15 protein-coding genes are annotated in these 11,991 nt (G+C 56.2%); 14 read left to right on the top strand and 1 reads right to left on the bottom strand.

Annotated features, from left to right (window positions below; translation table 11 throughout):
* Nucleotides 1-24 precede the first annotated feature (24 nt).
* From GC56T2_RS10705 to ypjB, 7 genes are all read left to right on the top strand, one after another.
* The gene (locus tag GC56T2_RS10705; RefSeq protein WP_033021302.1) at nt 25-558 is read left to right on the top strand and encodes a ReoY family proteolytic degradation factor; all 534 of its coding nucleotides are present in this window, start codon (nt 25-27) and stop codon (nt 556-558) included.
* A gap of 89 nt (nt 559-647) precedes the next feature.
* A complete protein-coding gene (locus GC56T2_RS10700) occupies nt 648-1,103 on the top strand; it encodes a YpiF family protein (RefSeq protein WP_144975065.1) in 456 nt (151 codons plus the stop codon).
* A gap of 142 nt (nt 1,104-1,245) precedes the next feature.
* On the top strand, nt 1,246-1,755 hold the full coding sequence (gene qcrA / locus GC56T2_RS10695; RefSeq protein ID WP_144975063.1) for a menaquinol-cytochrome c reductase iron-sulfur subunit: 510 nt from the start codon (nt 1,246-1,248) through the stop codon (nt 1,753-1,755).
* Nucleotides 1,756-1,758: 3 nt separating this feature from the next.
* A complete protein-coding gene (gene qcrB, locus GC56T2_RS10690) occupies nt 1,759-2,433 on the top strand; it encodes a menaquinol-cytochrome c reductase cytochrome b subunit (protein ID WP_011231676.1) in 675 nt (224 codons plus the stop codon).
* A 51-nt stretch (nt 2,434-2,484) separates the two neighbouring features.
* Nucleotides 2,485-3,249, top strand: a complete 765-nt coding sequence (locus GC56T2_RS10685; RefSeq protein WP_144975061.1) for a menaquinol-cytochrome c reductase cytochrome b/c subunit — start codon at nt 2,485-2,487, stop codon at nt 3,247-3,249.
* Between the two features lie 78 nt (nt 3,250-3,327).
* Entirely contained in the window at nt 3,328-3,933 is a 606-nt protein-coding gene (lhaT, locus tag GC56T2_RS10680) for a lipoprotein heptaprenylglyceryl N-acetyltransferase LhaT (RefSeq protein ID WP_144977257.1), read from the top strand.
* A 262-nt stretch (nt 3,934-4,195) separates the two neighbouring features.
* Nucleotides 4,196-4,984, top strand: a complete 789-nt coding sequence (ypjB, locus tag GC56T2_RS10675; protein WP_144975059.1) for a sporulation protein YpjB — start codon at nt 4,196-4,198, stop codon at nt 4,982-4,984.
* Between the two features lie 209 nt (nt 4,985-5,193).
* Here the strand turns inward: ypjB and GC56T2_RS10670 are convergent, their stop codons facing one another.
* On the bottom strand, nt 5,194-6,063 hold the full coding sequence (locus GC56T2_RS10670) for a YitT family protein (protein WP_144975057.1): 870 nt from the start codon (nt 6,061-6,063) through the stop codon (nt 5,194-5,196).
* Between the two features lie 159 nt (nt 6,064-6,222).
* On the opposite strand from GC56T2_RS10670, the gene GC56T2_RS10665 reads away from it, so the two are divergent.
* Genes GC56T2_RS10665 through GC56T2_RS10635 form a run of 7 tightly spaced genes read left to right on the top strand, consistent with a single transcriptional unit; the run spans nt 6,223 to nt 11,825 of the window.
* Entirely contained in the window at nt 6,223-6,558 is a 336-nt protein-coding gene (locus GC56T2_RS10665; protein ID WP_144975055.1) for a nucleotide pyrophosphohydrolase, read from the top strand.
* Nucleotides 6,555-7,349, top strand: coding sequence for a 4-hydroxy-tetrahydrodipicolinate reductase (gene dapB / locus GC56T2_RS10660; protein WP_033844063.1), 795 nt, complete (start codon nt 6,555-6,557; stop codon nt 7,347-7,349). Before GC56T2_RS10665 ends, dapB begins: the two co-directional genes overlap by 4 nt.
* 31 nt (nt 7,350-7,380) lie before the next feature.
* Entirely contained in the window at nt 7,381-7,815 is a 435-nt protein-coding gene (mgsA, locus tag GC56T2_RS10655; protein WP_033019560.1) for a methylglyoxal synthase, read from the top strand.
* A gap of 5 nt (nt 7,816-7,820) precedes the next feature.
* On the top strand, nt 7,821-8,534 hold the full coding sequence (bshB1, locus tag GC56T2_RS10650; RefSeq protein ID WP_033019563.1) for a bacillithiol biosynthesis deacetylase BshB1: 714 nt from the start codon (nt 7,821-7,823) through the stop codon (nt 8,532-8,534).
* Complete coding sequence (gene bshA / locus GC56T2_RS10645) at nt 8,531-9,667, top strand: N-acetyl-alpha-D-glucosaminyl L-malate synthase BshA (RefSeq protein ID WP_144975053.1); 1,137 nt, start codon at nt 8,531-8,533, stop codon at nt 9,665-9,667. Before bshB1 ends, bshA begins: the two co-directional genes overlap by 4 nt.
* Complete coding sequence (locus tag GC56T2_RS10640; protein ID WP_144975051.1) at nt 9,664-10,878, top strand: CCA tRNA nucleotidyltransferase; 1,215 nt, start codon at nt 9,664-9,666, stop codon at nt 10,876-10,878. Before bshA ends, GC56T2_RS10640 begins: the two co-directional genes overlap by 4 nt.
* Nucleotides 10,836-11,825 (top strand): bifunctional biotin--[acetyl-CoA-carboxylase] synthetase/biotin operon repressor, encoded by a 990-nt coding sequence (locus tag GC56T2_RS10635; protein WP_033019571.1) that lies wholly within the window; start codon nt 10,836-10,838, stop codon nt 11,823-11,825. Before GC56T2_RS10640 ends, GC56T2_RS10635 begins: the two co-directional genes overlap by 43 nt.
* Nucleotides 11,826-11,991: the final 166 nt, after the last annotated feature.

Below are 11,991 nucleotides of genomic sequence, written 5' to 3'. Positions count from 1 at the left end.
AACCGATCGAGGGGGAAGCGCACAATGACACACGTGTCCGTCAATGAAAAAAAGGAGTTTATCCGTTGGTTTTTAAGCCATTACCAGTTGAAGCGGCGCGAGTGTGTTTGGATTTTGAACTATTTGATGAGCCATGACCAGCTGATGCAAAAGGTGCATTTCGTTGAGAACGCCCAATATTGCCCGCGCGGCATCGTGATGTCGACCCACTGCGTTGACGATGTGCCGTTTCGGTTTTATAAAGGCAATGTGATGACGACCGATGCGGAAAAGTCGTTTCATGACATTCGGCTGAACCGCGACGAAGATATTTACATTCAGCTCAATTTTCGCGCTTCTTTTCACTCACCGCAATACGTTGCCGTCCTTGAGGAAAACCCGTACGCGCCGAGGCAGGCACAGGTGAGCGAAAACGACCAGCGCCTAGCCGAACAGTTTTTGGAGCGGTCCATTTACGAGTTTCGGCGCGATCGGCTTATGAAATGGATCGATGAAGCGCTCGACCGCCGCGATGAAGAGGCGTTCCGCCGCCTGACGGACGAGTTGAATCAACTGTAGTACCTTGCCATCGGCAAGGTTTTTCTTTTGCCGAAAAATGTGATATGTTGATAACAAGAAATCCACTTTTCGGACAGAGGGGAGCACATATGAAATGGATCAGTGAAGACGTCAACGTGTATGAAAAGGAGCGCGGGTACATCGATACGGCGCTCGTTCCGCTGCTGCCGCTGGCCTTTGACCAAGAGGCGAAACGGCTCGCCTCCGGCGGGGAGCTGGTCGGGCTTGTCGCCGCTGAAGCTGAGCGGCAGCTCCGCGGGCGGGTGTTTTTGTTGCCGCCGTTTGTGTATTTTGTCGATGAACCGCGCTCCGTGCTTCGCGAACGGCTTTCCGATTGGACAAGGCGGCTTGGACGGGAAGGAATGGCGCATTCCGTCTATGTGACATGCGATCGTTCGTGGCAAGAGGGGGACGAAGCCGACCGCGTTTGGTTCGTTCCGTCCGTTCCGCTCGAAAGCATGGAGGCATCGTACAAGCATGAGCTCATTAGGGAGCAGGCCGCCGGGTTGCTCCGCTTTCTTGTCGGCCGCTGGGCGCAAGAGTAAACACGGCAGTCGGACGTTTTGCCAGCTGCGATATTGACCTTGCCGGACGATTGCGCTATCATTAGAATGTCCTAGTTTTCCATATGTGTTATACATACAATCGTCCGGTGCGGACTTGATCTTGCATAGAGGGGGGAAAACGATGAGCGACAACAAACATCGCGTCACGAGACGTCAGTTTTTGAACTACACGTTGACCGGCGTCGGCGGCTTTATGGCCGCGGGGATGCTCATGCCGATGCTTCGCTTTGCTTTTGATCCGCTTTTGAAAGACGAAGCGGGAACGGATATGGTCGCGGTGGCTGACGTCAGCGAAATCACGACAGAGCCGAAGCGCTTCGACTTCAAAGTAAAGGTGAAAGACGCTTGGTATGAAGCGGAAGAGCCAAGATCTGCTTGGGTGTACAAGGACGAAAAAGGAGACATTATCGCCCTGTCGCCGGTTTGCAAACACCTTGGCTGTACGGTCGACTGGAATACGGACAAAAGCAATCCGAATCATTTCTTCTGTCCGTGCCACTACGGGCTTTATACGAAAGACGGCACGAACGTTCCGGGGACGCCGCCGTTAGCTCCGCTTGATCGCTATGAATTTAAAGTGAAAGATGGCAAGCTGTACTTAGGCAAGGCGAAACCGAGAGGGGAGGCGTAATGCGTGTTAAACAAGCTGTATGATTGGGTGGACGAGCGCTTGGATATTACGCCTTTGTGGCGGGATATTGCCGATCACGAAGTTCCGGAGCATGTCAACCCGGCCCACCATTTTTCCGCCTTCGTGTATTGTTTTGGCGGGCTGACATTTTTTGTTACGGTCATTCAAATTTTGTCGGGCATGTTTTTGACGATGTACTACGTTCCGGATATTAAAAATGCGTGGGAGTCGGTGTATTACTTGCAGAACGAAGTAGCGTTCGGCCAAATCGTACGCGGCATGCACCATTGGGGAGCGAGCTTGGTCATCGTCATGATGTTTTTACATACGCTGCGCGTCTTTTTCCAAGGAGCATATAAAAAGCCGCGCGAAATGAACTGGATCGTTGGCGTATTGATTTTCATGGTTATGATGGGGCTCGGCTTTACCGGCTACCTGCTGCCGTGGGATATGAAAGCGCTGTTCGCGACGAAGGTCGGTCTGCAAATTGCAGAGGCAACACCGCTCATCGGCCCGGCAATCAAAACGCTGTTGGCCGGAGATCCGGAAATTGTCGGCGCACAAACGTTGACCCGTTTCTTTGCTATTCATGTTTTCTTCTTGCCGGCGGCTTTGCTTGGCTTAATGGCAGCGCACTTCTTAATGATCCGCAGACAAGGCATTTCCGGTCCGCTATGATCCGGTCGGCCTAGCGTTTGCAGGTGACAGAAAAAAGGAGGGAACGACGCAATGCATCGCGGAAAAGGAATGAAATTCGTCGGCGATTCCCGCGTTCCCGCGGCGAGAAAACCGAATATTCCAAAGGACTATTCGGAATATCCCGGGAAAACGGAAGCGTTTTGGCCGAACTTCTTGCTTAAGGAATGGCTCGTTGGTTCGGTCTTCCTGATCGGTTTTTTATGCTTGACGGTCGCCCATCCGTCGCCGCTTGAACGGGTCGCCGACCCGACGGACACGACGTATATACCGCTGCCTGACTGGTATTTCTTATTCTTATACCAATTGCTCAAATATTCGTATGCGTCCGGTCCGTATACGGTCATCGGTGCGATCGTCATGCCGGGGCTCGCGTTTACTGCTTTGCTCTTAGCGCCGTTTTTGGATCGCGGTCCGGAGCGTCGTCCGTGGAAGCGCCCAGTGGCAACAGGAATGATGCTCTTGACGCTGGCGGCGATCGTTTATTTGACATGGGAATCGGTCGTCACGCACGACTGGGAAAAAGCGGCTGAACAAGGGAAAATTCGTGCGGAAGTGGAAATTGACACGAACGCCGAAGGGTACAAAATCGCCCAAGCGAATACGTGTACGTCATGCCACGGGCAAAACTTATCCGGTGGCGCTGGTCCATCGCTCATTGGCACCGGCTTGACGGCAGAAGAGATCGCGAAGATCGCTAAAGAAGGACAAGGAAGTATGCCGGCGGGCATTTTTAAAGGCACGGATGAAGAGCTGAAAAAAATGGCGGAATTCATCGCTGGTTTAAAAGCGGAATAATGGGTTCGGTCCGGAAAAGCTGACTCGCGTTAGTCAGCTTTTTTCGTGCCCGGATCAAACCGAGGAGAGGTGCGAATGATGGCATGGCTTTATGCGCTGCTCGCTTCCCGGTCGGTCGTTTGGCTGCTCTTTGCCGTCAACGCTGCCGGTACAGCATATGGATATTATTGGTATAGGTATCAGCTGGCCGATACGCCCCCTTTGTTTTTACCGTTTGTGCCTGACAGCCCAACGGCGAGCCTTTTTTTTCTTCTCGTTCTGGCCGCTTGGCTGCTCGGCCGGCGGGTGCCGCTGTTCGAAGCGCTGGCCGTGGTGACACTCGTCAAGTACGGCATTTGGGCGGTCGTCATGAATGTGCTCGTCTGGCGCGTCACCGGCACGCTTGACTGGGCGGGCTGGCTGCTCATTGTCTCGCACGGGGCGATGGCGGTCGAAGGGATCGTATACGCTCCTTTCTATCGGTTCCGTCGATCGCATTTGGCGTTGGCTGCCGTCTGGACGCTGCATAATGACGTCATTGACTACGTTTTCGGCATGATGCCGCGCTATCAGATGTTGGCGAATTACGCCGATGTCATCGGTTATTTCACGTTTTGGCTGAGCATCGCTTCCCTTGCCGGCGCGTATTGGCTCGGCATCCGTCAGCCGCGCCGTCGGCTCTGTCTGTCCGATCGCGGCGCCTAGCGGGGGTGACGCTCCGGTCGTTCTTTCGGCAGAACGATCAACCTTTCCGGCTAAGGTTCATGTCGCTCCACCCGCTTGTTTCGCAAATGGGGTGGATGATCGGTTTTTCCGCTTTCTTTGTTGAGCCGACGTTGGGCAGCTCTCCGTCCCGCCGGCCGCGGAGGGCTGCGGCGAAAAGACGGGCGGCGCTTTACGACACTTGGCTGGTCTACTCTTGTCCACTCCTTCATACATTGTAGTAGTGAATGGAGGAGGGACGATGATGAAACGAATCGGGCTGGCCTTGCTGTTGTCGCTCTCTTTTTTATGGTCGGTGTCCGTCGATGCGGCGGGGCAACGGAGCGATTGGGAAAAATTAGATGATATTTCCGACGAGGCGCTGCAATTGGCCAAAAATGAGCGGTTCGCTGAAGCGCAAGAAGTGCTCCGCTATTTCTCTGAACGGTTTTTCGCGTTAGGGGCGAAGGAACGATTGAGATCAGCAGATGAACTGCGAGCGGTGACCGTGACGCACGAACAGGCGGTCAGGGCGATGAGCGCGCCGATCTCGGCGGAAGACAAGGTGGCGGCGGTCACCCAATTTCGCCTTGTCGTTGATGCCATCCATTCAACCTACCAGCCGCTTTGGTCGGAGATGGAGCCGGCGGTGATGGAAGCGTTGGCGGCGATGGAAAAAGCGGCGGAGCGCGGCGAAAAAGAGGCATATGCCGCTGCGGTGCGCCAGCTGGTTGACCGCTACACGTTGATCGAACCGAGCGTGAAAATTGACGTTCCGCCCGAAGTGGCGACAAAAGTCGATGACGATCTCGAAGCGCTGCAAGCCGCCGCGTTTTGGCAAGCCGATGAAACGAAGCGGCGCGAGCGGCTTTCGGCCGCGCGCCATGATCTTGAGGCGCTGTTTGCCGGAGTGAAAAAGGACGAGGCCGACCCGTCGCTGATTTGGGTCATGATTTCAACCGGCGGAATGATCGTGTTGACGTTGACGTACGCCGGCTGGCGGAAATACAAAGGGGAAAAAGAGGAAAAACGGGCGCGGCAGCCCGAGGAATAAACGGGTGGTTCAGGGGGATGCTCCCCGTTTTTTTTGACGGGGGAAGCGGTTTTCAACAACGCGGCTGTCGGCAAGTCCTTCCATGGTGCCCCTCCTTTTTTATGAGGGGCGCAGCGGGTTCGCCGCTTTCGCTCGGCGCGGCGAACCCGGTTTGCCGGCCGGGGAAGGCCCCTTCCGCATGGCTGATCAAGGGAACAGGGCCGATTCGTTCATGGCTCGAGCGGCCGTTTTTGCTCGTCGAGCGTAAACCCTTCGCCGAGCACGTCATGCACGTCGGTGACGGCGACAAACGCGTGTGGGTCGACGGACATAATGACGTTTTTCAAGCGCGGCAGCTCGTTTTTGGCGACGACGCAATACAAAACGTCACGGTCGCGCTTCGTGTACGAGCCGCGCCCTTTGAGCACGGTGACGCCGCGCTCCATCTCCGTCAAAATCCGGTTGGCGATCTCTTCGCTTTTGTCGGAGATGATCGTCGCTCCTTTCGCGGCGTACCCGCCTTCTTGGATAAAATCGATGACCCGGGCGGCGATGAAGACGGCGACCAGCGTATACATCGCTTCCCGGTATGATAAGTAAAGAAGGGACAAAGCGATGACCGTGGCGTCAAAGGCGAACATCGTTTTGCCCATGCTGATGCCTTTGTACTTATAGACTAAGCGGGCGATGATATCCACTCCCCCAGTGGTGCCGCCGTAGCGAAAAATGATGCCGAGGCCGACGCCGATGAACACGCCGGCGAACAAGGCGGCGAGCGTCAAATCATGGCGAAGCGGCATATGAATCATGTAGCGTTGAAAGATGGACAAAAATACAGAAACGGCGACCGTGCCGATGATCGTATAGAGAAACGTCTGACGGCCGAGCAGTTTCCAGCCGATGAAAAAGACCGGGATGTTGAGCGCCAAGTTGGTGACGGCCGGATCCAAACCGGACGAAAAATAAAGAAGAAGCGTAATACCGGTAAATCCGCCTTCCGCCAAATTGTTTTGCATGTTGAAATGGACGAGCCCGAAGGCGAAAATGGCGGCGCCAAGCAAAATAAATACGCAGTTTTTGATCTTGAGTCCAAAAATCATAACGTCCCTCCGTCCGCAAAAATAGTCGGCGCCCTTAATTATAGAGGAACTCGTCCATCTAGGCAATGATGAGCGAAAACGGACGAAATGGACAGCGGGCGAAAACATTTGTCAAATGCGCCGCTTTTCGCTAACATGAAAGCAGACGAGGTGAGAGCGATGCAAGAGAAAACGATGAAACAGATGCAACAAGAAGTGGACGAGTACATTAGCCAATTTCAGGAAGGCTATTTTCGTCCGCTCGCCATGCTCGCGCGGCTGACCGAAGAGCTCGGCGAACTGGCGCGAGAGGTGAACCATTACTACGGGGAAAAACCGAAAAAGGCGACCGAACAAGAAAAAACAATCGAAGAAGAGCTGGGCGATTTGCTGTTTGTGCTCATTTGCTTTGCCAATTCGCTCGGCATTGATTTGCAAGCGGCGCACGACCGGGTGATGGACAAGTTCCGCACCCGCGACCGTGACCGTTGGACGCGGAAGGAGGAAGCGAAATGATTCGCATCGTCATCGCCGGGCCGCGCGGCCGCATGGGCCGTGAAGCGGTGGCGCTTGTGCAAAGAACGGACCATTTTGAACTGGCCGCGGTCATCGACCGTCGTTACGACGGACAAAATTTAGCGGAGATCGACGGATTTGCCGGTGTCGACGCCCCGATTTACACTGATGCGGCTCGCTGTTTTGCCGAAGTGAAGCCGGATGTCTTGATCGATTTGACCACGCCGGAAGCCGGAAAGCGGCATGCCGAGCTGGCGCTGCGCCACGGCGTTCGCCCGGTCGTCGGCACGACCGGATTTACGCCGGACGAGATCGAGCGGCTGACCGAATTGGCTGAGGAAAAAGAGCTCGGTGCCATCATCGCCCCGAACTTCGCTGTTGGCGCGGTGCTGATGATGAAGTTCGCCCGCATGGCGGCCAAATATTTCACCGATGTGGAAATTATCGAGCTGCATCACGACCAAAAGCTTGACGCCCCATCGGGAACAGCGCTGAAAACCGCGCAGCTCATCGCCGAAGTGCGCCCGGAGAAAAAACAAGGCCATCCGGATGAAAAGGAAACGCTCGCCGGTGCGCGCGGCGCCGCGTACGCCGGCATTCCGATTCACAGCGTCCGCCTGCCGGGGCTTGTGGCGCATCAGGAAGTGATGTTCGGCGGCGACGGACAGACGTTGACGATCCGCCATGATTCATTCGACCGCCGTTCGTTCATGTCGGGAGTGAAACTGGCGGTGGAAACGGTCATGCATTTACATACGCTCGTCTACGGGCTCGAACAGATTTTAGACTAGCGCGGACAGCGCCAACGGGGGAGAGGACAAGATGAAAATCGCGTTGATTGCTCACGACCAAAAAAAGGCGGAGATGGTCGCGTTTGTGACCGCCTATGCACCGATTTTGGCGAACCACGAACTGTACGCCACCGGCACGACCGGCTTGCGCATTCAAGAGGCGACCGGTCTTTCGGTTCACCGTTTCCAATCCGGGCCATACGGTGGCGATCAAGAAATCGGGGCGATGATCGCCCGCAATGAAATGGACATTGTTATTTTTTTCCGAGATCCGCTCACCGCCCAGCCGCACGAACCGGATATTAGCGCGCTGATGCGGCTTTGCGATGTCTACGCCGTGCCGCTGGCGACGAACATCGGGACGGCCGAGCTGCTCATTCGCGCGCTGGAGCGCGGCGATTTGGCATGGCGCAACATCGTCCGCGGCCGGGCGAAAAGTGGGGAGGAACCGGAAACAGAAAGGTGACCGCAATGGTGGAAACATGTGATCTATTGGCGTTTGGCGCCCATCCCGATGATGTTGAAATCGGCATGGGCGGGACGATCGCCAAATATGTGCGGCGCGGATACCGCGCGGTGATTTGCGATTTAACGAAGGCCGAGCTGTCATCAAACGGCACGGTTGACGAGCGGCAGAACGAGGCGGCTGAAGCGGCGCGCCGGCTTGGCGTAGCGGAACGGCTCAATCTCGGGCTGCCCGACCGCGGTCTTGATGTCGATGATGAGGAGGCGATTCGTCGCCTAGTCGCCGTCATTCGCCGTTATCGGCCGCAGCTCGTATTCGCTCCGTATTGGGAGGATCGCCATCCCGATCATGGGCGATGCGCCCGCCTCGTTGAGGAGGCGGTCTTTTCCGCCGGCATCCGCCGCTATGGCGCAGGCGAGCTGGGAGAGGCGCACCGCGTCCGCGCGGTGTACTACTATATGATCAATGCCTTTTGCCGCCCGCACTTTCTCATCGATATTAGCGAGGCGATCGACGACAAGCGGGCCTGTTTGCGCGCCTACGGAAGCCAGTTTGAAAAGCGGCCCGGATCGGTCGACACCCCGCTGACCAACCACTACATCGAGATGATCGAAAGCCGCGAGCGCTGGTTTGGTCAGCAAATCGGAGCGGCATATGCCGAAGGGTTTTTGTCCAAAGCACCGATTCATCTTTTCGACTTATTCGAGGGAGCGCGATGAAGCTGAAAATCGGAATTGTCTGTTATCCGACGGTCGGAGGCTCGGGGGTCGTCGCCACCGAGCTTGGCAAGCTGCTGGCAGAGCGTGGGCATGAGATCCATTTTATTTCATCGAGCATGCCGTTTCGGCTCAGCAAAGTATACGGGAATATTTATTACCATGAAGTGAGTGTCAACCAATATTCCGTTTTTCAATATCCGCCGTACGATTTGGCGTTGGCCAGCAAAATCGCCGAGGTGGCGAAGCGGGAACGGCTCGATGTGCTTCATGCCCATTACGCCGTGCCGCATGCGGTCTGTGCCGTGCTGGCGCGGCAAATGGTGGGCGAATTGCCGATTGTGACGACATTGCACGGCACGGATATCACGGTGCTCGGCTATGACCCGTCGCTTTCTGATATGATCAAGTTTGGCATTGAGCAGTCCGATGTGGTCACGGCTGTATCAAACGCTCTCGTTCGCCAAACGTACGAACTGCTCGATGTGCAAAAACCGATCCAAACGGTGTACAATTTTGTCGACGAGCGTGTCTACCAGCGCCGGGAAGCCGGCCATTTGCGGCGCGAATACGGCATCGGCGAGCAGGAGCGCGTCGTGATTCACGTCTCCAATTTCCGCAAAGTGAAGCGCGTCCCCGATGTGGTGCGCGCCTTTGCCATCATTCGCCGTCACGTGCCGGCCAAGCTTTTGCTTGTCGGCGATGGGCCGGAAATGACCGTCGTCTGCCGGCTTGTCAAAGAGCTGGGCTTACAGAATGAAGTCCGTTTTTTAGGCAAACAAGACAAGCTGGACGAGCTGTATTCAATCAGCGATGTGATGATGCTGCTGTCGGAAAAAGAAAGCTTTGGCCTCGTTCTGCTCGAGGCGATGGCGTGCGGCGTCCCGTGCATCGGCACGGCGATTGGCGGCATTCCGGAAGTGATCGATGACGGCCAAAGCGGATTTTTATGCCCGCTTGGCGATGTAAAAGAGGCGGCGAGGAAGGCGCTGGCGCTGCTGACCGACCGCCGCCTGCACGCCGAGATGGCGAAGCGGGCGGTGCAGGCCGTCGAGCGCAAATTCCGTTCGTCCGATATCGTCGGGCAGTATGAGCAGCTGTACGCTTCGCTGGCAGCAAGGAAGGTGAGACGATGAAACCGCCGTTCCGGCAGGCGCTTGGCATTATCCGACAGCTGAAGCAACATGGCTATGAAGCGTATTTCGTCGGCGGCGCCGTGCGCGACCTCTTGATCGGGCGCCCGATCGGCGATGTCGACATTGCGACGAGCGCCCGTCCTGAAGAAGTGATGGCCATATTTCCGAAAACGATCGATGTCGGCTCCAAGCATGGTACGGTCGTCGTCGTCCATGAAGGAACAGCGTATGAAGTGACGACATTTCGCACGGACGGGGATTACGAAGATTACCGCCGCCCCGAATCGGTGACGTTCGTCCGTTCGCTGGAAGAAGATTTAAAGCGGCGCGACTTTACGATGAACGCCATCGCCATGGACGAAAACGGGACCGTTATCGATCCGTTTGCTGGCCGGGAGGCGATTGCGCGGCGGCTCATTCGCACGGTGGGAAAGGCCGAAGAGCGGTTTCGCGAAGATGCGCTCCGCATGATGCGAGCGATTCGATTTGTCAGCCAGCTCGGTTTTTCCCTCGCGCCGGAAACGAAGCAGGCGGTCATAGACAATGCCCCGCTTCTTGCCCATATTTCCGTGGAGCGGATGACCATGGAGATGGAAAAACTGCTCGCCGGCCCGTTTGCCGGCGAAGCGTTGTCGCTGTTGGCGGAAACCGGATTGTGCGCGTATTTGCCAGGTCTCGTTGGAAAAGAGGAGGGAGTGCGCCGGGCGGCGGCGTGCCGCTGGGGATGGCTCACAGCGCGCGAAGAGCGGTGGGCGCTGTTGTGCCGAGCGCTTGGCATCACGGAAAGCCGGCCGTTTTTGCGGGCATGGAAGCTGCCGAACAAAGTGGTGGACGAAACCGGCGCGATCTTGTCGGCGCTCGAGGCCGTTCCCCATTCAGACGAATGGACGAATGAGCGGCTGTTTTTGGCTGGCCTCAAGCGCGCGCTTTCCGTTGAGACAGTGCGCGCCGCCTACACCGGCACACCGCCCGATTCATCGCATGATGAGCTGCGCCGCCGCTTTGCCGCTTTGCCCATCAAAACGAAAGCGGAACTCGCGGTGAGCGGCAAAGAGGTCATTCAGTGGATCGGAAAGCCGGCCGGCCCGTGGGTGAAAGAGACGCTTTACGCCATATGGCGGGCGGTCGTCAACGGCGAAGTTGAAAACGAGAAGGAGCGGATTCACGCATGGCTCACGGAGCGCAATCGGACACAAGGAAACGGCTGTTAGAACTGTTTGCCGAGGCAAACGGCGAGTTTTTATCCGGGCAAAAAATTAGCGAACGGCTCGGCTGCTCGCGCGCGGCGGTGTGGAAGCATATCGAGGAGCTGCGCAAGGAAGGATTTGAGCTCGAAGCGGTGCGCCGCCTCGGCTACCGGATCGTTAGCACTCCGGACAAAGTGACGGCGAACGAAATCCAACTCGGCTTAAAAACGGAGACGTTTGGCCAAGTGATTTATTCCTTCGAGGATGTGGATTCGACCCAGCGGGTGGCGGCCAAGCTGGCTCACGAAGGAGCGCCGGAAGGGACGCTCGTCGTTGCTGAGGAACAAAAAGCCGGACGCGGGCGCCTCGACCGGAAATGGTTTTCGCCAAAAGGAACGGGCATTTGGATGAGCCTGATTTTGCGCCCGCCCATCCCGCCGCAACAGGCGCCGCAGCTGACCTTGCTTGCGGCTGTCGCCATCAGTCAGGCCATTCAAGAAGTGACCGGCCTCGTCCCGGACATTAAATGGCCAAACGACATTTTGCTTGGCGGTAAAAAATGCGTCGGTATTTTAACCGAGCTGCAGGCCGATCCGGATCGCGTCCATTCGGTGATCATCGGCATCGGCATCAACGTCAATCAGACGAGCGAGCAATTTCCCGAGGACATCCGCGCCATCGCCACCTCGCTCGCCATCGAAAAGGGGAAGCCCATCAAACGGGCGCGGCTCATCCAAGACATTTTGTTCCGGCTGGAACGCTTGTACCGCCAATACTTGACGCACGGGTTCCGACCGATCAAGCTTCTTTGGGAAGGATATGCCGTTTCGATCGGCAAGCCGGTGACAGCCCGGACGTTGGGCGGGGTGATGCGCGGCATCGCCCGCGGCATTACCGATGATGGGCTGCTCATCTTGGAAGATGAGCAAAACACGATTCATTACATTCATTCAGCCGACATTCAACTGTAATTGCCACTAGAAAAATTGTGACAATTTTGTTAAAATGCAAAGTGAGGAAAAGGGCAGTATCTTTGTCGAAAAGAACTGCACCGGATATGGCGACGTGAATGAAAAAAGAAGCAACGAAAAGATCTGCCTTGATCCTTGCAGGAAGGACTGGGACAGAGGGATGAAC

Origin of the sequence: Geobacillus sp. C56-T2 (assembly GCF_007829715.1) — a bacterium.
Classification (GTDB): Bacteria; Bacillota; Bacilli; order Bacillales; family Anoxybacillaceae; genus Geobacillus; species Geobacillus icigianus.
This window is presented reverse-complemented; position numbering and strand designations above follow the sequence as displayed.